14 protein-coding genes are annotated in these 21,462 nt (G+C 40.7%); 10 read left to right on the forward strand and 4 right to left on the reverse strand.

Annotated elements, in window-relative coordinates:
- Positions 1-481: 481 nt before the first annotated feature.
- Positions 482-1,399: an ExeA family protein gene (locus tag AN389_RS11230; protein WP_055017584.1), complete on the forward strand. Its 918-nt coding sequence runs from the start codon at positions 482-484 to the stop codon at positions 1,397-1,399.
- Between the two features lie 11 nt (positions 1,400-1,410).
- Positions 1,411-2,475, forward strand: a complete 1,065-nt coding sequence (locus AN389_RS11235; RefSeq protein WP_055017583.1) for a general secretion pathway protein GspB — start codon at positions 1,411-1,413, stop codon at positions 2,473-2,475.
- A gap of 36 nt (positions 2,476-2,511) precedes the next feature.
- On the opposite strand, the gene AN389_RS11240 is transcribed toward AN389_RS11235, so the two are convergent.
- Together AN389_RS11240 and putA are read right to left on the reverse strand one after the other, a co-directional pair.
- Positions 2,512-3,711, reverse strand: a complete 1,200-nt coding sequence (locus tag AN389_RS11240; RefSeq protein ID WP_082430554.1) for an HD-GYP domain-containing protein — start codon at positions 3,709-3,711, stop codon at positions 2,512-2,514.
- 118 nt (positions 3,712-3,829) lie between these two features.
- Entirely contained in the window at positions 3,830-7,633 is a 3,804-nt protein-coding gene (gene putA, locus AN389_RS11245) for a bifunctional proline dehydrogenase/L-glutamate gamma-semialdehyde dehydrogenase PutA (protein WP_055014945.1), read from the reverse strand.
- 206 nt (positions 7,634-7,839) lie between these two features.
- Here putA and AN389_RS11250 point away from each other — a divergent pair, with 206 nt between their 5' ends.
- Positions 7,840-8,322 carry a winged helix-turn-helix transcriptional regulator gene (locus tag AN389_RS11250; RefSeq protein WP_055014946.1) on the forward strand — a complete coding sequence of 161 codons (483 nt, stop codon included), beginning with the start codon at positions 7,840-7,842 and terminating at the stop codon, positions 8,320-8,322.
- A 104-nt stretch (positions 8,323-8,426) separates the two neighbouring features.
- Here AN389_RS11250 and AN389_RS11255 read toward each other — a convergent pair whose 3' ends face one another.
- On the reverse strand, positions 8,427-9,032 hold the full coding sequence (locus AN389_RS11255) for a TIGR04211 family SH3 domain-containing protein (protein ID WP_055014947.1): 606 nt from the start codon (positions 9,030-9,032) through the stop codon (positions 8,427-8,429).
- 215 nt (positions 9,033-9,247) lie between these two features.
- Between AN389_RS11255 and AN389_RS11260 the strand changes: the two genes are divergently transcribed.
- From AN389_RS11260 to AN389_RS11270, 3 genes are all read left to right on the forward strand, one after another.
- The gene (locus tag AN389_RS11260; protein WP_055019813.1) at positions 9,248-10,768 is read left to right on the forward strand and encodes a CYTH and CHAD domain-containing protein; all 1,521 of its coding nucleotides are present in this window, start codon (positions 9,248-9,250) and stop codon (positions 10,766-10,768) included.
- Between the two features lie 205 nt (positions 10,769-10,973).
- Positions 10,974-11,744 (forward strand): phosphate/phosphite/phosphonate ABC transporter substrate-binding protein, encoded by a 771-nt coding sequence (locus tag AN389_RS11265; protein ID WP_268795563.1) that lies wholly within the window; start codon positions 10,974-10,976, stop codon positions 11,742-11,744.
- Positions 11,731-13,977, forward strand: a complete 2,247-nt coding sequence (locus tag AN389_RS11270) for an ATP-binding protein (RefSeq protein WP_055019814.1) — start codon at positions 11,731-11,733, stop codon at positions 13,975-13,977. Before AN389_RS11265 ends, AN389_RS11270 begins: the two co-directional genes overlap by 14 nt.
- A gap of 24 nt (positions 13,978-14,001) precedes the next feature.
- On the opposite strand, the gene AN389_RS11275 is transcribed toward AN389_RS11270, so the two are convergent.
- Positions 14,002-15,519 carry a S10 family peptidase gene (locus AN389_RS11275; protein ID WP_055019815.1) on the reverse strand — a complete coding sequence of 506 codons (1,518 nt, stop codon included), beginning with the start codon at positions 15,517-15,519 and terminating at the stop codon, positions 14,002-14,004.
- Positions 15,520-15,856: 337 nt separating this feature from the next.
- Between AN389_RS11275 and AN389_RS11280 the strand changes: the two genes are divergently transcribed.
- From AN389_RS11280 to mrcB, 4 genes are all read left to right on the forward strand, one after another.
- Positions 15,857-17,077: a response regulator gene (locus tag AN389_RS11280; protein WP_055019816.1), complete on the forward strand. Its 1,221-nt coding sequence runs from the start codon at positions 15,857-15,859 to the stop codon at positions 17,075-17,077.
- A 220-nt stretch (positions 17,078-17,297) separates the two neighbouring features.
- Positions 17,298-17,636: a P-II family nitrogen regulator gene (locus AN389_RS11285; RefSeq protein WP_004587162.1), complete on the forward strand. Its 339-nt coding sequence runs from the start codon at positions 17,298-17,300 to the stop codon at positions 17,634-17,636.
- A 12-nt stretch (positions 17,637-17,648) separates the two neighbouring features.
- Positions 17,649-18,878, forward strand: coding sequence for an ammonium transporter (locus AN389_RS11290; protein WP_055014953.1), 1,230 nt, complete (start codon positions 17,649-17,651; stop codon positions 18,876-18,878).
- A 149-nt stretch (positions 18,879-19,027) separates the two neighbouring features.
- The gene (mrcB, locus tag AN389_RS11295; protein WP_055017580.1) at positions 19,028-21,370 is read left to right on the forward strand and encodes a penicillin-binding protein 1B; all 2,343 of its coding nucleotides are present in this window, start codon (positions 19,028-19,030) and stop codon (positions 21,368-21,370) included.
- The last annotated feature ends 92 nt before the right edge of the window (positions 21,371-21,462 follow it).

Raw genomic sequence — 21,462 nt, forward strand, 5'->3', positions numbered from 1 at the left:
TCGCGGCGCGAGGTTTGTAACCTAGTGGGCTCGATAACTGCTCCTGCGTTATTCTAATGACTTACATCCATGTAAGAATAAGTAAAAACTGAGTAAAGCTTCCGCGCCCTGCTCACGCCCTTACCTACATCCATGTAGGCAACAAAGAGGAAATAGCCCTTAGGCAGAACCCTTTGGGCAGCGCCTGTTTAGCATTTATACGTCGTTATCGCCTATTTATGGAGAACAACCACACTACATAGGCTCCGCCTTGCCTAAATACCAAACAGGCTGCTGCAAATTCAACCTCGAAAGGTCATCAGCCCCTAAGTATATGAAATAGCCAGCACGTGGCGTTAATATAAAGGCGTCGCTAAATTTAGCGACGCTTTTTGTTTTACATAAATTTACGATATTTCAATAATAAAGCACATACAACGTTGTTACTTTGTCATTTTTTTTGCCATTATAGGCCGAGTTTTAAAAACGAAGGAACATTGCGGTGTATTTAAGCTACTTTGGCTTGAGCGAAAAGCCATTTTCGATCTCGCCCAACCCCCATTATCTATTTTTAAGCGAACGCCATAAAGAGGCACTTGCCCACTTAACCTATGGTTTAGGCGAAGATGGCGGGTTTGTATTGCTCACCGGCGAAGTGGGAACAGGCAAAACCACCATTACCCGCAGTATGCTAGAGCAACTACCAGAGAATACCCAAGTTGCGATGATCCACAATCCGGCGTTGTCGGAGCTTGAGCTTTTGGCCAGTATTTGCGATGAGCTAAACATTACTTACGATGTTCAAAATGCCACCCTTAAAAGTTTAACCGACATTATTAAGCAGCACCTAGAGGCTAATAATAAAGCGGGCGGGCATACAATTTTAATTATTGATGAAGCGCAGCTTCTTGCTCCCGATGTACTTGAGCAGTTACGACTGCTAACTAACATAGAAACTGATCATAAAAAGCTGTTACAAATTGTTTTAGTGGGGCAACCAGAGCTTCAGGCATTATTAAAACGCACAGAGCTTAGGCAATTAGCACAGCGAATTACAGCACGGTATCATTTATTGCCGCTCACCCAAGGGCAAACGGTTGCCTATATAAAGCACCGTTTACATATTGCGGGGTGTGATAAAGGCGTGTTCTCGCTCGATGCTATGCAAGCTGTGCATCAGTTAACTGGCGGCATTCCACGTTTAATGAATTTAGTGTGTGAGCGGGCGTTAGTTGGGGCTTTTTCTAAGCAGCAGCTTATTGTTGATAGTGATATTGTTAAACAATCAGCGCAAGAATCACTGCCTATGGACTTTGTGGCTACGCAGAGTAATGAACTTAAATCCACAGGCCATGTTTATTATTACTTAGCATTTGCTGTTTTATTTGCAGTGGGTGTTGGTATGTCGTTTATTATATAGTTAGGTAATTTATGTCTTATTTATTAGATGCATTAAAGCAATCTCAACAAGCAGATATGAGCGCCGAGCAATATGATTTGCAGGCAGCGCAGTTAAAACAGCAACAAGCACTCACGCGTTATAAAAAGATGGTGTGGCTACTTGGCGGCGCAATTGCAGCATTTATTGCTATAGCGGGTGGATTTACGGCGGGTAAGTGGTTTCAAACCAGTGCACTACTAAAAGCAAGCCAGCCGGTTGATGTTGTTAGTACTGATAGTAAAAAACAAAAACAAGTTGCAACAGATGAGCCAATTACAGCGCAAAATGAAGCCGCAAATCCTGTAAAGTCACCTTCTACAGAGGTTGAAAAAAATAGCAATAAAGCCACTATAGAAGGGCAGTGGGTGTATGTGCAAACACCAACAGGTGTACAAAAAATGTTGCTTACCCCACAAGGGCAGTATATCCCTATTAATGATAACCCGACAAAGCAACAAGGTTACAATGTGCAACCCCCTATAAATGCTAATGGCTATAGTCAAAATGCGTTTAATCAGCCGACTTACAATGCACACTTACCTAACACGCAAAACTATAATCCACCTGGCCAAAACACACAATTTATGCAGCCGCAAGCACAAAATACCAGCTCAGCAGGTTTAGATATGAGCAAGTACAAAGTGCTTGGAAAACCATTGAATGGTGAAAATACCCCAAGTACGCAAGTGCCGCAAAGTAGTCCGGAGCTTGATGCTGTACCGAGCAAATTAAAAGACGCTTTTGCACAAGCAATCAAAGACTCGCAGCAGGAGCAGGACTACGAAGTAACGCAGGCTTCACGCAGCTCCTCGCGAGTTGAACCTATTGAGCTATTACCCGATGGTTTGCAAGCTATGTTGCCGAGCATTAAATATCAAGCACACATATATTCTTCAAGTGCGGATAAGCGTTGGATAAAGCTTAACGGCCGTGAGTTACACGAAGGCGATAATATAGGTGCGCTAAAAGTGCGCGAAATTACCCCAGAGCAAAGCGTACTAGACTTTGATGGCTATGAATTTAGCTTAAAAGCTCTGCAAGACTGGCCACAGTAATATTGAACTATTAAAAAGCCGCCGTAACGCGGTTTTTTAAGGTAAAATCGAATTTTTATAAAAGCGTTCTAAATCAATATTATAATCATCTGGTTTAACTGTCGATTCGAGTACGTCAGCTGTTTTTTTATTGGCTAAGTCAATATCTTGTACTTCGGTATAGCGGCTATGCTTTGCGCTATAGAATGTTTTTACCACAGGTTTTAAAGGAGTCGTTGGGTTGCTTTCGGTTACTAGGCCTACTTTTTGGCTTGAAAGCTTAACTAAGGTACCTACCGGGTGAATGCCAATACATTGAATAAATTTAGTGAGTAGTTCACCATCAAAGCTATCGGGGCAGCCATCTTTTAAAATTTTAAACGCTTTAATGGGCTCCATGCCTGCTTTATAGACACGTTCTGCTGTCAGTGCATCATATACATCTACAATAGATGCCATGCGTACGTATTGGCTTATCTCATCGCCTTTTTTGGCAAACGGGTAGCCTTTTCCATCTAAACGCTCATGATGTAGGCCGGCAATATCTACAGCAATACCTGTTAATCCTGCTTCTTCCAAAATTTGTTTTGAATGCAAAGCATGGTTTTGCATAATTTTAAATTCGTCATCACTTAAGCGGCCCGGTTTATTGAGCACTTCGTCAGGGGTTTTAATTTTTCCTATGTCATGTAACAAAGCACCTGTAGTAAGCTCTACAATAATATCGCGCTCTATGCCTAAGTGCTTTGCAAAAATCCCCATTAATATAGATACATTAATAGAATGCTCAAGTAAGTATGCATCTTTTTGGCGCATTTGTGTTAAGCAGGCTAGGGCATCTTGGTTTCTAAAAATTGAATCCATAAAACCACTGGCAAGCTCCTTAAAAGGCGCTATGTCTATATCTCTGCCCGCTTTTATATCGCCAAAGGCCTTTTGTTGAAGTGTTTTAGCTTCGTCGTAGAGCTTTTTAGCTTTGCCCATTTCTTGTTCGCTACTGTGAACTTTAAGCCATGGATCGCGTTTTTTAATATCAGCCTTAGGCGTTGGCGTTGGGGCTTGGGTGTCGGGCTCGGATGACGTTAATGTTTTATCTGGATCTATCTCTATTTCTAAAATGCCCGCTTTTTTGAGCTTATCAATACCCGCCTGAGTTTTAACCCAGCCTTGGTTTTTAATTTTAATGCGCCCAGTTTGCTTTGTAACACTTTGTACAAACATGCCAGGCTGTAATTGCGAAATAGAGATAACGTTCAATTTTCTTACTTCTATAAGGGGTCTTTGTTTAAATTAGCATCATTATACGTTGCAACGTAAAAAAAAAGGCACTTTTAAGTGCCTTTTTTTTCATTTTTAGTTAATTAGTATTAGATGGTTATTCGTCATCTTCTACTAGGGTCATCAGTGAGGTATTACCGCCAGAGGCAGTGGTATCAATACTGATCGTTTTTTCGGTAATTAAGCGTTTAATTAACGTATCGTAATACTCTGAAGTAATTACTGGCAAAATAGCGCCTTTACGCTGTGCAAGTTGTTGGCTGAAGTAACCTAAACGAGACGAACGTGCAGCAACCACCGCACCCGCTAAGTGAGGGTGAGCCAAAATAGCTTGAAGCTGGTTAGGTTTTGCAACCTGGAACACGCCCTCTGCAACGCCTGTGGCAATAAACTTGTCTTTAAAAGCTACCGCCTCATCATAAAACAGCTCCGATGCTACCGTAATTACTGTATTACCAGCAGCTAGTGCTGTAATAATTGACAGCGCCCAAAAGTTAAATGACGTGCTTTTATCTGCATAACACACCACACAACCACGCGCTTCAAGATGCAAGGTGTTTGACTCACCAGTCGGCCCAGGCAATGTAGTGAACTTACGCATGTGTTTTTCGAGGCGGTTTAATTGTGCACGCGCTTCTGAAAGCGTTAACGCTAAATCATCCGCTAAATCATCAATGATTTCGACCGTTGCGACTTTAGCAAGTAACTGACGAACAGCTGATACACGGTCGTTTAGCGGCGTTGCACGCCAAATTTTCTCATCGCGCATTGAGTTAGCCATTAGCTTTTTAACTTGCTCATTTGCACCGCTGTAATGGTGTAAATCAAGCTCATCTGGCGTTAGGTTAGTCATTTGCACGTTATCAGGTGATGCTTTCTCTTTTACTAAACGCTGCAGGTAGTTAGGACCACCGGCTTTAGGGCCAGTACCAGATAAACCACGGCCACCAAACGGTTGCACACCTACAATGGCACCAATCATATTACGGTTTACGTATACGTTACCCGCACGCGACATTTTAGCTAGGTACTCACAACGCTCTTCTATACGAGAGTGAACACCCATTGTTAGGCCGTAACCTGTGTTATTTATTTGGTCAATTACGTTGTCGATATCATTCGCTTTAAAGCGAATAATGTGTACACATGGACCAAATACTTCACGCTTAAGTACTGATAAATCTTCGATTTCGTACAAACGAGGCGCAAAAAAGTAGGCACCGTTTTGCGTGTTGTCAGGGATCTTACACTCGTAATGAAGTGTTGCATTACCTTTTAAGTATTCAACATGCTCATTTAGCGTTTTAAGGGCTTTTTCATCAATTACCGGGCCTACATCGGTAGAAAGCATTGACGGGTCCCCAACATGCAGCTCTGCCAGCGCACCTTTAAGCATTTCAATAATGCCATCAGCTACATCTTCTTGTATAAATAATACACGCAGTGCTGAACAGCGTTGACCAGCACTTTGGAAACCTGAGCTTATTACATCATCCACAACTTGCTCTGGCAGCGCTGTTGAATCAACAATCATACAGTTTTGGCCGCCGGTTTCTGCTATTAACGGTACTTGAATATCGTTACGCGCAGCGAGAGTTTGTGAAATAAGTGTGCCGGTTTCTGTAGAACCAGTAAACATAACAGCTTGTATACGCTCATCAGGTACAATTGTTTTACCCACTTCAGAACCGCGGGCGATTACTGGCTGCACTACATGCTCTGGTAAGCCAACCGAAAGCATTAATTCAATAGCACGAAGTGCAATTAAGCTTGTTTGCTCTGCAGGTTTTGCAATAACTGTATTACCCGTAACGATTGCTGCAGCTACTTGGCCTAAGAAAATAGCAAGCGGGAAGTTCCATGGGCTGATACATAAAATTACACCGCGGGCTTCAAAACGTTCATCGCTAGCTAGTTCTTCTGCGCGGGCAGCGTAGTAGCGACAAAAATCAACAGCTTCACGTACTTCATCGATACCATCTTGTGCAATTTTACCGGCTTCTTTAATACATATAGCCACAAGTTCATCGTGGTGGCGCTCTAAAATATCCGCTACACGACGTAGTAAATTAGCACGCTCTTTTACAGATGTTTGCGACCATGACTCAAATGCCGCTTCAGCATTGGCTAAAATATCTTTCATCTCATCGCTAGATTGCAGTTTAACGTGGCCGATGATTTCGTTATGATTTGCTGGGTTTTTAACCGCTAATGCGCCTTGTGGTACTTGGCTTTGATCAATTAAGTGCTCATTAAACCAGCTTTCAAGATTTTCTTTGAACGGGGTAATGGCATTAATGTCTGTTAAGTCCATGCCTTTTGAATTAGCGCGTTCATCGCCGTATAAGTCAATTGGCATTTTAATTTGCGTATTGTACTTATTGCGTAAACCTTGCAATGTTTCTACAGGGTCTGGAAGTAACGACTCAACAGGCTTAGTCGTATCTACAATGGCATTTACAAACGACGAGTTAGCGCCATTTTCAAGTAAACGACGAACTAGGTAGGCAAGTAAGTCTTCGTGTTGGCCTACTGGAGCATACACACGACATTGAATTTTTTCCTCATTTACGATTTGGTCAAATAAAGATTCGCCCATACCGTGTAAACGTTGGAATTCAAAACCGGTGTTATCGCCTTTAGCAACTTCTAAAATAGTGGCTGCAGTGTAAGCGTTGTGTGTTGCAAATTGTGGGTAAAGCACATCACGCGCTTCGAGCATTCTAATAGCACAGGCTTTGTAAGATACATCGGTCGTTGCTTTACGTGTAAATACAGGGTAGTGCTCTAAACCATCTTGCTGAGTGGTTTTGATTTCGGTATCCCAGTAGGCACCTTTAACTAGGCGCACCATCATTTTACGGCCTACGCGAGTAGCAAGCTCAGTTACCCATTCAATAACAAAAATAGCGCGCTTTTGATACGCTTGTACGGCCAAGCCAAAACCTTGCCAGTTACCTAAATCTTCATCGCTAAATACCGCTTCAATAACATCTAACGAAATATCTAAGCGGTCAGCTTCTTCTGCATCAACCGTAAAGCCAATATCGTATTGTTTAGCTGCAAGCGCCAGCTCTTTAAGTTTAGGCACAATTTCGGCCATCACGCGCTCTTTATGCGTGAACTCATAACGTGGATGAATAGCAGAAAGTTTAACGGAAATACCTGGGCTTTTAACTGGGCCACGGCCATTTGCTGCTTTACCAATGGCATGGATTGCGTTCATGTAGCTGTCGAAGTAACGCTTGGCATCTTTCATTGTGCGCGCGCCTTCGCCTAGCATGTCATATGAGTAAACGTAGCCTTTTTGCTCTTTTTCGGCAGCGCGTTCAATGGCCTCATCAATGGTGCGACCCATAACGAACTGCTTACCCATAATTTTCATGGCAAAGTTTACAGATTTGCGAATAACAGGCTCGCCTAAACGACCTATGGTCTTTTTAAGCATGCCAAATTGCTGTTCTTTGGTTTTATCTGTGTAGTTAACCATTTTACCGGTTACTAATAATCCCCATGAAGAAGCATTAACGAATAAAGAATCGCTGCTTCCTAAATGAGAACTCCAATCACCTTTAGCAAGCTTGTCACGAATTAACGTATCTTGCGTGGCTTTGTCTGGTACGCGAAGTAGGGCTTCGGCCAAACACATTAACACTACACCTTCCTCACTAGAGAGTGAGAATTCATTTAAAAGTGCGTCTACACCGCTTTGACCGTCTTGGTCTTTTCGAATGTTTAAAACAATCTGGCGAGCTCTTTCCCACGCACGGCTACGTGCTTTAACACCTACTTCTGCAAGTGGTAAAATATGATCAATAACGGCATTTTCGTCAATGCGGTAAAAATCACGAATTTTCTGTCTTGTAGGACAGGTTGTTGTCAAATCGCCATTGAATAACATAAGCAACCCTCAGGAATGTTAATATGTAAACAGTAGAACAAAATTATGCGCTTGTGCCGCTAGGCTAAAGCAAACTTGCTACTAATAAATTACCAGTGATGTAATGCGTGCATTCTAATTAAATTTCAGCAGAATATGCTGGTTAAATTTCGCGATTTACGATAATTTACAGGGCATATTTTCAACTTATCCGTATAAAATTCTGTATGACAAGTCCAAATAGATTACGCCTGCTTGATCGTATCGATTTAGCAATATTAGACGTTCTTCAAAAGAACGGCAGAATTTCTAATGTTAACCTAGCAAAACAGGTTAATTTAAGTCCTAGTCCATGCCTTGACCGTGTTAAGCGGTTAGAGCAAGAAGGCTATATAGAAGGGTATTTTGCAAAGCTTAGCGAACAAAAGCTGAACCAGAGCTTAGTGGCGCATGTGCAAGTATCGCTGGTGGCATCTAACACGGCTGTATTTAAAGTGTTTAAAGAGCACATACTTAAAATTGAGCAAGTTGTCGAGTGCGATATGGTAGCGGGCGGGTACGATTACCTGCTAAAAATTAGGGTCTCAGATATGGATGAGTACCGACAAGTGCTAGGAGATTTGGTCGACATTCCGGGGGTAGGGACTCACCATACTTATATGGTCATAGAAAAAATCAAGCAAGACCCTGGTTTACGTTTGGATATTTAAAATCCATATGCTTTTTGCAATAGCCTACACACACATTAAAAAAGCACCTAAGGGTGCTTTTTTTAGTGGTTAGCTCAAAATAAGCTAATAAAAGTGTAGGTTAATTATGCCCACCCTTCGTAGCGCTTACGGCGTGAAAGTACAACGGTAAGAATAATACCTAAAAATAAACCTATAAAGGCAATAGCGCCGCCATAAGTTAATAGCTGACGTTTTTCTTTTGCTGTGGCTGCTTGTTTTTGCGCACGTTCTTGCTCAAGCGTTGTTTGCAGCTCAGTAATTTGTTGGTTAAGTAGTTTGTTTTGATTGGTTAAGCTTTGATTGTGCTTTTGTAACTGCGGGAGCTCAACTTGTGCTTGGCGCAATTTATTTTGAACACTGCTCATTTCACTACTGAGCGTTTGATACTGCTGGTGAAGCCCCGGAGTTTTCGATATAAATTTAGATTCAACCCAACCTTCACGGTCTTTATCGTCTTTGATTTTTATAAAGCCGTTTTCTTCTTTTGATAGCACGGATAATTTAGTGCCCGCATCTACAGAGCCAAGTAAGCGGTAGTTTTTACCTGCACCAGAGCGCATAAAGGTATATAGATTGTCGATTATATAAGCTGTGTTTGCATCTGATGAGTTGGCTGTTTGAGCTTCTTGAGCTTGGCTTATAAACGAGGTGGCTGTTAAAAGTAGCCCTAGTAAACAGTGTTTTAGCATTTATCTACCTTGTTAGTCTATCCGTGTCCGTTGTGGTTGTGAGTAAGATTTTCACATAAGTAGTGAGATAGTATGGATTAAACGCGTTAATAGCAAGGTTGATATTGTAACCCGATAATGGCATAGCTCAGTCAAAAAGGTTAAAAAATTTGCAAAATGAGGTGGCTTTGTTTATTTTGAGCACTTATTTATTTTAAAGGTAATCCTCAACCCTAATGGATACTGAGATAGAACTGAAGTTTTTGGTATCAGATGCCGTTGTTCCACTGATCCCCTCGCTAATCACACAATTTGCTAAAACGGTTATTAATAAACCTTCACGTAGTTTGCAAAATGCCTATTACGATACTCCAAGTAGAGAGCTAAGAGCCCTGGATATAGGTTTTAGAACGCGCTGTGCCGACGGTAAATGCGAACAAACCATTAAACTTGCTGGCGAAGTTGTGGGCGGACTTCACCAACGCCCTGAATATAACTTGCCGATTGAATCAAGTCGCCCTGATTTATTAGCTTTTAATAATGCTATTTGGCCTCATGGTATGCAAGTTAATGCTATTAGCGATAATTTATATCCTATTTTTAGTACTAACTTTATTCGTCGTACATGGTTAATAGAAACCCCCAACGGTGCAAAAATCGAAGTCGTGCTCGATAAGGGCGAAATAGCTGCATCGGGTAAGGTTGATATTATTAGCGAGCTTGAAATAGAGCTTGTTGAGGGTAATAGAGACGAGCTATTTGCTTTGGCAGATAAACTTGTTAGTCAAAATTGTATCCGCTTAGGTCTTTATTCAAAAGCAGCTAGAGGCTATCGTCTAGCCGATGAAACACCGCTTAAGCCGAGTAAGTCGATAGGGTTTGTAAAATTAAAAAAACAAGCAACCCAAGAGCAAGCGCTGATTGAAGCCATGAACTTTGGTATTCGCTTTGTGCAAAAGCATGAGCAGTGTTACTTTGACAAGCCCAGTTTAAAAACCCTCAAACGCGTGACTGACGGCATTAGTTTAATTAGACACAATTTTTGGTTGTTCGACGATATTGTAAGTAAAGAGAGTACTGAACAGTTAAGAACAGAGCTCAAGTGGTTGTTAAGTGAATTAGCCTGGGTTGAAAATGCTATTCAGTTAAAAACGTATACATCTAAGCGCCACGCATTTTATAAAAAGATAAATGCAGCGCCAGCATTAGCGCAAGTTATTAACGATTTAAAAGAGCTTCAACCGAGTATTGATGATATTAATGCTTTGCTTCAAAGTGCGCGTTATAATCGGTTACTGCTGTTGCTTACTACTTGGTTAGTAGACAAGCAATGGCGTAAATTTTGGGGCCAAACCGAGCTTAAGGCAGCAGAGCTGCCTGTGGCTAAAATTGCTAAACGCTTATTTAATAAAGATTGGCAAAATTTAGATAAGTTACTCCCTAAGGAGCAAACGCTTACGGTAAAAGACTATTTAAGTTTACGCCCGCAATTAGAAAACAGTTTATTAAGCGGTAATTGCTTAGGCGCACTGTTTGACAAAGAAGCGCGTTTAGAATTTCGGCTACCGTGGTTAGATATTTCTCATGGTATGTATGAGCTCAGCACGCTGGAATATTTAAAACAGCTTTGCGGCGGGCAAGAAGATGAGCAATTGGCTAAAATTCAACAGTGGCTAGATCAGAAGTCGGATTACTTAGTCAGTGCTATGGAGCAAAGCCGTTTAGCGTCTTTTGATATAGAGCCTTATTGGCAATAATACCTTGTAGCAGGTGTTGCAGCATTAACACCTGCATTAACTATTTTTGTTACCTTTTTTAAACTCCCTTAATTAAATAACCTCCTAATTTCTACGTAATAAAAATGGTGTGTTAGGCACTCGTTAACTATGCTTATAGTCATAAACCTACAACGGTAAGACTAATATGAAGTGTAGTGTTGTTTTGCTTTTTTTATTCAATAGTATGGGGGTCTATGCTCAAACCTTCACTTTTGGTGTAGTTCCGCAATATGAGCCTCAAAAATTGACTGCAATATGGCAGCCTTTTCTTAATAAAGTAACCGAAAAAACGGGCGTGCAGTTAAAGCTTGTAACAGTGGAGTCAATTCCGGTTTTTGAGCAAGGTTTTGCACAAGGCGATTACGATTTTGCTTATATGAACCCATGGCACAGTGTTATTGCCTTCGACAAGCAAGGTTATTTACCTATAGTGAAAGATGCTGCGCGGCATTTGCAAGGGGTATTAGTAGTCAATAAAAACAGTAATATTGAATCCGTTAAGCAGCTTGAAGGCGCTGAAATTGCTTTTCCTGCACCTAATGCATTGGGCGCTTCTTTATTGATGCGTGCTGAGCTTGCTTTGTTGTATGGTTTAACAATAAAACCTGTGTATGTACAAACCCACTCATCTGTTTATTTAAATGTGGCCCTTAATGCAACACCTGCAGGCGGTGGGGTGATGGGCACATTAATGCAGCAGCCTCAAAATCTACAAAAAAAACTAAAAGTTATTTACAAAACGCGCAAGGTTAATCGCCACCCCATAGTGGCTCACCCTAATGTAAGCCCTCAAGTACAAGCGCAAGTTCAACAAGCTATTATAGAAATAGGCAGTAACCCTAATCAAAAACACTTATTAGCGGGGATCCCAATAATTAACCCAAGTAAGGCAAGCATTGACGATTATAAACAATTAACGCAATGGGGCTTACGCTCGTTTTATGTTGAAAATTAACTGGTGGCGTAGCTTACGATGTCAAAGCTTTATAGCCGTTATGGCATTTGGCTTGTTATTGGTTTGCTTATTTATATTTTACGCTTTGCCAGAGCAAGCTAGGTGGGTAAACAATGGCCTTTCTAGCGCAGCGCAGCGCTCTTTACAGCAACTATCTACATCAATAAAAACCCCTTTATTAACTCGCCAATACGCACAGCTTTATGAGCAAATAGACGCGCAACTTAATACAAACCCTAATTGGAAAGCAATTAGAGTAGTAGAGCCGACTACAGGTAATCAGTTATATCCTTTAGATGAGTGGCAGCTGTTAGCGCAGCAGGGCAATGTTACGTTAAATGAGCACATTACTTTTTTAGATAAACCTTTGGCTGAAATAACGTTAGTCGTTAATTTTGAAGACAAAATAAACGAAGCGGCTAAGCTACATTACACGTTAATTTATATTCAGTTTTTTATACTTGTGGTGTTTTTTATTGGCTTAGCTTGGTTGGTCGATTATAGAATTACCAGCCCTTTACGGGCGCTCGAAGTCGCCTTTTCTAAACTGGCTAAAGGGAACTTTGACTGCCACGTTAGCGTTCAGCAAAAAAATGAGATTGGCAGCGTCATAAATGCATTTAATAAAATGGCCGGTGAGGTTGCTACTAATCATCAAAAAGTAAACGCACTGAGAATTCAAGCCGAGTCGGCCAGTAAGGCTAAGTCTGACTTTATGGCGAGTATGAGCCATGAGCTTAGAACGCCGTTAAATGCGATTTTAGGGTTAGCGCAGCTTTATCAATATGACAGTAAAGCAACCGAGGTACACAAAGACAATGCGCAAAGTATTTACCAAGCTGGGGAGCATTTACTTTTACTAATAAACGACGTGCTAGATTTAACTTCTATTGAGTCGGGGAATATGCAGTTTAATTTTGAATATGCCCCCGTGAAAGACATGCTACAGCATAGTATTGAAATGGTGAGCGAACTTGCCAGAGTTGAGCTTGTTACTATAGATACTCACAATATTGACTCCCTTGAAGGTATTTACTTATATGTAGATAAGCGCCGTTTTAAACAGGTACTGCTTAATTTACTTTCCAACGCAATAAAATATAACAAAGTGCGAGGTAAAATAGATATACGCTGCGAGGTTGCTGATTCCAGCCGCTGTAATATTGATATTGAAGATACAGGGTGCGGTTTTTCAGAAGATGATATTTTAAGGCTTTTTAAACCCTTTGATAGGCTAGGGGCAGAGACCAGTAAAACGCATGGTACGGGCATAGGTTTAGTTATTACTAAAGAGCTTGTAGAGCGTATGCAAGGGCAGCTACAAGTAAATAGCCAAATAAATAAAGGCGCGTGTTTTACCATTAGCTTTAATGGTTTTAAAGAAAGCGCTTTAACCACTATACAAGCTGATGAGCCGATAAATCATCCCAGCAGTGAGCCCGCAAACTCAGCCACAGGTAAACTCCCAGTATTAAATGTGCTGGTGGCAGAAGATCAACTGACTAATCAGCAGGTTTTAAAGCAGCAACTGACCATGCTTGGTGTTAATTCAACGTTTGCAAATAATGGCGAACAGGCCTGGCAAATGCTCCAAGATAAGTCCTTCGATATGCTACTTACCGATATTCAAATGCCGTTGCTAAATGGCCTTGAATTGGCTAAAAAAATCCGAAAAAACACACAGTTCAATGAGCTAATAATTATTGCTGTTACAGCCAATATAATGGAAAAAAACATTCAAGATTGTTACAGCGCTGGGATGAACGGTTTTTTAACTAAACCGATAGAGCTTGAGAGCCTAAAAGCACTGTTGATGAAACACTCGCAAGGCGTTGTTCCCTCGCATACACAGCCGCTTCAAATCACAGCGCAAGCAAGCTCTATGTACAGTCAATTAGATATGCCTTTATTGTTTTCGATGTTAGGAAAAGATACGCATGTACATTGTTTAGTCTTTCAGGCGTTTTTACAAACCGCTTATGAGCAAGTTAAATTAATTGAAGCGTATACACATAGTTTAAATTACGCCGATTTATCTTTTCAGGCGCATGGTTTAAAGTCATCTGCTAAATCGGTTGCAGCGTTAAAGTTAAGTGACATTTGCCAGCAGATAGAAAGCTTAGCCGCTCAAAATAAGGTCGATGAAGCGTTATTATTTGCATTACAAACAGGGTTTAATGAAGTGGTTACACAGTTAAAAGTGTACTGTAATAAACATGAGGCATCTTCTTAATGCCTCATGTAATGACGCTTTTAATTAGTATTTAGCGGCCTGCCCTTTAGCGGGTAGGGAGCTTAAAATGAAATCGCGTAAGTCGTTATTAGAAAGCTTAAGATCTTCATGTCGTAGGTACATCATATGGCCGCTGCGGTACCCTTTAAAGCTTAACCTGTCTTTCATTTTTCCACTTGGGTCAAGCTGCCATAACGTGTATTTAGCATCAAAGTAATTTGTTGCGCCATCGTAGTAACCCGCTTGAATCATGACGTTTAAATACGGGTTTTGCGCCATCGCTAAACGTAAGTTTTCGCCGGTATTATTTTTACTGCGATCCCATGGGTGAACATTGCCAAATAAGTTGTATTTTACATCCGTTTTATAGTTGAGCTCTTCACGCAGGTAATAGTTAATTGCAGGCGTAAATGAGTGCAGCCAAGAGGTAAGCTCAGCCCAGTAATCAGGTGATTCGCCAGCATCGCGTTTATCAATACCTAAATAGCGCGAATCTAGACGCCCGACAGTTTGTCCGCGCTCACGTAAAAGTTCTTTCCAAAAAAATCGAGTGGGAATATCTAAGTTGTTTTGCGCTACAAACTGCTCTGAAAGACCAGCATATTCGGCCATTTTCTTTATTATTTGGCGTTTTTTATCGGCATCGATAAAGCCACCTTTAGCGAGGGCAGGAATAAGCTCATTAATAGTAAACTGCTCAACTTCGGGTAAAAGTTCATAGAGCTCTTTTTTTTGTAAATCTTTTTTAAGTGCTTTGTGATACCACGCCGTTGCAGCAAAATAAGGTAAGCGATTAGCCGCTTTTATAGGGCCGTCGCGTTTTATACCAATATCGGTCGGCGATACTAATACCACCCCATTAATGTACATCCATTGACTGTTTTGTAGTTCATGGGCAAGGCCTGATACACGAGTAGTGCCGTAGCTTTCTCCAATTAAAAACTTAGGTGAGCGCCAGCGCTCGTTTCGGTTAACAAAGGTATTTAGCCATTCAGCTAAGTATTTTATGTCGGCATTCACACCAAAAAAGTGCTCTTTTTGTTGCTCTTTCGAAAGCATTTCACCTTTAGCGTTTTCTACTACGCGTGAATAACCTGTATTTACCGGATTTACATAAACAATATCTGCTACATCTAACACAGAGTAGGGGTTATCTTTTACGCCATAAGGCTGAATGGGGTAGCCTTCGTCATCAATTTTTAATACGCGTGGGCCAGTATAGGCTAAGTGCATCCATACAGATGCAGAGCCAGGACCGCCATTAAACGATATCAGTAATGGGCGAGCTGCGGTGTTATCGACTTTATCTCGTGTGTAATAGGTATATTGTAATGTGGCAATGGTATCGCCATTATCATTCCACACCGGCTGAGTGCCTGTTTTAACGGTGTAGCTAAAGCGTTCACCATTAATTTTTGCTTTATGCTTAGTGACTACGTGGCTATCAATGTCTATCTTTCGTTGATTTTCTGCTGTTGCAGTACTGCTAAGCAATACGATGGCAAGCGCTAAGGTGTAACGAGTTAATTGGACAAGCTTCATTGTCGTTCCTTATTTTTGTTTAGATGCTATTTAAAATAAAAAACACACAAATAACAAAAGTATTGAGATTAATGGTCGATAATACTGGTTAAGTCTAAACTTATACACGGCGTGTTTGTTTATTTAGGGTTAATTTATCCTAGCGTGTTTAGCTTAGCTAAAAAATCAAGTATATTTGGTCGACTTTGTATTTAAATTAAATACAAGCCTTGCGCTTAGATTAATGGACTTAGCCTACTTACTGGCTACATAAACAGAACTTTATTGGATGTTTTTCATAACTTGTCGCTTTAGTGCAAGTTTAAGTACGTAAAATAACAAGATTAAAGAGAAGTTTATGCAAAGAGTATTAGTGGTTGAAGACAGTAAAGTAGTGCAGCAGGTGCTACGCCACTTATCGGCTCAATATTTAGATGTCGCTGTCGATTTTGCCTGGTCATTAAATGAATGCCAAGACTATATTGAGAAACATAAATACTCGCTGGCTTTAGTTGATTTAACTTTGCCCGATGCACCTAATGGCGAGGTCGCTAAATTCACACTTTCACACGCCATTCCTACTGTGGTACTTACCTCAAAAATTGATGAATATAAGCGCCAACAAATGCTAGAGCTTGGTGTTATTGATTATGTAATAAAAGACAACCGTGATTCATACCATTACGCTATCAAGTTAGTAGCTCAGCTTCTGAGAAATCAAGGCTGTAAGGCGTTGGTTGCTGATGATTCAATGCTAAGCCGCTCCTTAATGAAGCAAATGCTAGAAAAGCAATTATTTGATGTAACCGATGCGCAAGATGGTCAGCAAGCACTCGAAATAATAAAAAGTAACCCTAATATAAAATTGCTCATGACCGATTATGCGATGCCATTAATGGATGGCTTTGAACTGGTTAAAGCGGTGCGTAATTTTAGAGGGCGTGATGATTTGGCCATTATCGGGCTTTCGGGGGCAGGTAAACATGGGTTATCGGCTCGGTTTATTAAATACGGTGCCAACGACTTTTTGACAAAGCCATTTATGAATGAAGAGTTTCATTGTCGTGTTATGCAAACAATGGAGCAGTTGTCACTGATTGCGGATATTAAAGAAAGTGCTTACAGAGACTATTTAACGGGTATGTATAACCGCCGTTATTTTTACCAATATGCAGAGCAACTATTAAAAAAACAACAGCAAAATACGCTTGCATTACTCGATATAGATTTTTTTAAAAATATTAATGACACCTTAGGCCACGAAGCGGGCGATCAGGCACTAAAGCAGGTAGCCACGTTAATTAAAACTACGTTTTCTAAGTTTACCGTTGCGCGGGTGGGCGGCGAAGAGTTTGCCATTATATTAGATGATATAGACACGGCGCGTGGGCGAGAGTACTTAGAAGGCTTTAGAAAAAAACTCGCTAAACATGAGTTTTTAATCGATGAAAAACCGTTTTCTATCACCATCAGTATTGGTGTTGCTGATTTTCAAAACACTGATTTAACACAAGCTATGCGTGTCGCTGACGCTGCACTTTACCAAGCTAAAAATAATGGTAGGAATTGTGTTGTTTAACTATAAAAATAACACTAATAACAAGCTTACACGTGTTAGTTATTTGTAGTGCACCAATGTAGCTAAGTTGTTAAAAAAGCGCACCTATATGGTGCGTTTTTTTTGTTTTAAGCTTTTGGTTTGCTCTTATCTGGTTGATATAAAATAGATTTTAATAGTGGCACAAAGGTTGGATTATATAAGCCAACAGGATAACAATAAAGCGTCCGAGGGGGCCACTATGAAAATGATTAGTGCAATCATAAAACCATTTAAATTAGATGATGTGCGCGAAGCGCTCGCTGATTTAGGTATTGAAGGGATGACCGTAGTTGATGTTAAAGGTTTTGGACGTCAACGAGGCCACACAGAGCTGTATCGTGGAGCAGAGTATCAGGTAGATTTTATTCCTAAAATCAAACTTGAAATTGCGACTCGTACCGAAAACTGCCAACGCGTAGTTGAAGCAATTACTAAAATTGCCTCAACGGGCAAAATTGGTGACGGTAAGATTTTCGTGTACGACTTAGATCAAATCGTACGTATTCGTACGGGCGAACTTGATGAAGAAGCAATTTAAGGGGGCTGATTAATGGAAAACACAATTGTAGAACTCAAATTTTCTCTCGACACCTTTTATTTTCTGGTGTCGGGTATATTAGTAATGTGGATGGCAGCAGGTTTTGCCATGTTAGAAGCGGGTTTAGTTCGTTCTAAAAATACCACTGAAATTTTAACTAAAAATGTGGCGCTGTACTCTATCGCATGTACCATGTTTTTATTAGTTGGCTACAACATTATGTATGTAGACAACGCTGAAGGCGGCATAATTCCTTCAATTGGTGCATTAATTGGCACGCAAGCGGCCGATGCTGACCACTCTTTAGAGTCTGACTTTTTCTTCCAAGTAGTATTTGTTGCAACGGCTATGTCGATTGTATCGGGTGCCGTGGCTGAACGTATGAAGTTATTTGCTTTCTTAGCATTTACAGTGATTTTAACTGGCTTTATTTACCCAATGGAAGGTTACTGGACATGGGGCGGTGGCTTCTTATCAGAAATGGGCTTTGTTGACTTTGCAGGCTCTGCTATTGTTCACGGTGCGGGTGCTGCAGCTGCGTTAGCAGGTGTAATTTTACTTGGCGCTCGTAAAGGTAAATACGGTAAAAACGGTGAAATTTACCCAATTCCTGGCTCTAACTTACCCCTTGCTACATTAGGTACGTTTATTTTATGGATGGGTTGGTTTGGCTTTAACGGTGGTTCGCAATTACTTCTTTCAGACAAAGAAAATGCAACAGCGGTAGGTCAAATTTTACTTAACACCAATGCCGCTGCGGCAATGGGTGCAATTGCTGCCTTATTTGTATGTAAAGTGTTATGGGGTAAAGCTGATTTAACTATGGTACTAAACGGCGCATTAGCAGGCTTGGTTGTTATTACTGCAGACCCACTTTCACCATCACCACTTATGGCATGTTTACTAGGCATTTTAGGTGGTTCTCTGGTTGTGTTTAGTATTGTAGCTCTTGATAAAGCGAAGATTGATGACCCGGTAGGTGCAATCTCAGTACACGGTGTATGTGGTGCCCTAGGTATTATGCTTGTACCTGTATCTAACGGCGATGCAAACTTTGTAACTCAGCTTATTGGCTTAGTAACGATTTTAGCTTTTGTTTTCGTAGCTTCATTCATTGTCTGGACTATTTTAAAGCAAACTATGGGCATTCGCGTAACAGAAGAAGAAGAGTTAAGCGGTATGGACCAACACGATTGTGGTGTTGATGCTTACCCAGAATTCGTATCTGTTCGCAGTAACTAATATTAAATAGATTAATCATTGTGTTCACAAAGCCCTACCTAGGTAGGGCTTTTTTTCGTTTCAGGGGAGGTTAACTTTTCAGGTGTTAGGCTATAACCAATATGCTAAGCTCACACTCGTGAATAAACCTTGGAATAAATTACACTTAAATGGCTGACAATAAAAAAACACCCAGTAGTAAAACCACACCTAAGCGTGCTTCTAAAGCAGCTAGCTCGCCACGCAAAGCCAAATCAAAAACCACAAAAAAAGGGTCAAACCCTGTTGTTAAACGCTCATTTATGCGAAAAACATGGTCTATTTTTTGGAAGTTGAGCTTGGCTGTTTTTATTGCGATGGCTATGTATCTTATTTATTTAGATTCAAAAACAACTCGTATATTCGAAGGCAATAAATGGCAACTGCCAGCACAAGTATATGCACGCTCAATGGAATTTTACCCAGGACAGTTTTTATCAAGCCAAGAGGTTGTATGGGAGCTTGAGCGTTTAAATTACTCATCGGTCAACCGTTTAAGCCGCACCGGCCAATACGTTAAAACGCCAAACAGCATTAAAATCTACCGACGCGACTTTGAGTTTTATGATGGCTTAGAGCAAGCTCATATTATAGAGCTACGTTTTGCAGGGAAAAAAGTAGCCACAATAAAAGATAAATTTGGCAGGCGTTTAAATAGTGCGCGTTTAGAGCCTGTACAAATAGCCCGTATTGGCAACGATTCAAAGCAAGACAGAGAGTTTGTACCGCTTGATAAGTTTCCGCCGATGCTAAAAGACACATTACTAGTGGTAGAAGATCGTGATTTTTATAATCACCATGGTGTATCGGTATTTTCTATTTTACGTGCACTTTATTCAAATATTAAAGCAGGACGTACCGTACAAGGTGGCAGTACCTTAACGCAGCAGCTTGCAAAAAATATATACCTAACACGTGAGCGTTCTTTGGTGCGTAAAATAAATGAGGCATTTATTGCGCTTATTTTAGATTACCGTTATTCAAAAGATCAGATTTTAGAAGCTTATTTAAATGAAGTTTACTTAGGACAGTCTTATAACCAAGGCGTGCATGGCATGGGCTTGGCGTCTGAGTTTTATTTTTCAAAGCCTGTTGATGAGCTGGAATATGACCAAATAGCGCTACTGGTGGCGATGGTTAAAGGGCCTTCGTATTACAATCCTCGTCGTTATAAAGAGCGCACTATGGAGCGTCGTGATCTAGTACTGCGCTTAATGGTTGAAAACAAACTACTAACGACAAAAGAATACCGTGCATCACTTAAACGCCCAATTGATATAGCGCCAATGAAAGCAAGTTTACAAAAGTCATACCCTGGCTTTTTAGAACTGGTAAATCGTGAGCTTAAGCAGTTATTACCTGATCAAAAAACACTAGATGCGGGTGTGCGTGTATTTACTTACTTTGATTTACAAAAACAAACGGCAATGGAAGAGTCCATTCAAAAAAGTTTACCGTATCTAGAAAAACGCCCTAATACCGATAAACTCGAAGCAGCCATGATCTCAGTTAATATCGAAAAAGGCGGTGTGTCTGCTTTAGTATCAGGGCGCGATGTTCGTTACTCAGGTTTCAACCGAGTGCTCGATACTAAACGTAATATAGGCTCCTTAGTTAAACCTGCTGTGTATTTAACAGCCCTACAGCTACCGCATTATAACTTAGCTACATTACTTGATGACTCCCCTGTACAGGTAACAAATGAGCAGGGTAAAGTGTGGCAACCTGAGAACTTTGATCACCAATACCGAGGTGCATTACCACTTTATAAAGCCTTTAGTAACAGCATTAATATTCCTGCAGTAAATTTAGGCTTAGATGTCGGTGTTGATAAAGTTGCAAACACGCTCAAAGGGTTAGGAGCAAAAGGTAATATAGATGAGTATCCCTCGCTGCTACTTGGTGCCGTAGAAATGTCGAGCTTTGAGGTTGCCCAGCTTTATACCACTATTGCAGCCGACGGCGAGTATAGAGAGCTTACAGCTATATCTGCGCTAACAGACTCCGTAGGTAAGGTATTGTATAAACATAAAGTTAAGTCAGAACCGCGCTTTGCAAAAGACGCTGTTTATATGACTAAATATGCCATGAAGCGAGTAACAAAAGACGGCACCGCTAAGCGCCTAAATTTGCACTTTCCTTCAATCCAGCTTGCAGGTAAAACAGGCACTAGTAATGATTTACGTGATAGCTGGTTTGCAGGGTTTGATCAAAATACAGTGACCGTTGCCTGGCTTGGTAGAGACGATAATAGAAGCACCGGTTTAACAGGTAGTGTGGGCGCATTGGAGGCTTATATTCGCTACTTAAAACCACTTAACCCTGAAGCTATTGCCGATACCCGCCCATCATCAATTAGATGGGCTTTCGTCAATGAAAAAACGGGTTTACAAGCCCCACCTGGATGCGGCAAGGTCATTCAGCTACCACTAAGAGCCAGTGAGTTTGAGCCAAGACCACAATGCATACGCTAATAAAATAAAAACCTTAATAATAAAACCGCTAACTCAGCGGTTTTATTATACCTAGCTTATCTATCTACCTAGTAATTAAAATTTGAAGTTAA

Source organism: Pseudoalteromonas sp. P1-7a (assembly GCF_001401855.1).
In the GTDB taxonomy this organism is placed as follows: Bacteria; Pseudomonadota; Gammaproteobacteria; order Enterobacterales; family Alteromonadaceae; genus Pseudoalteromonas.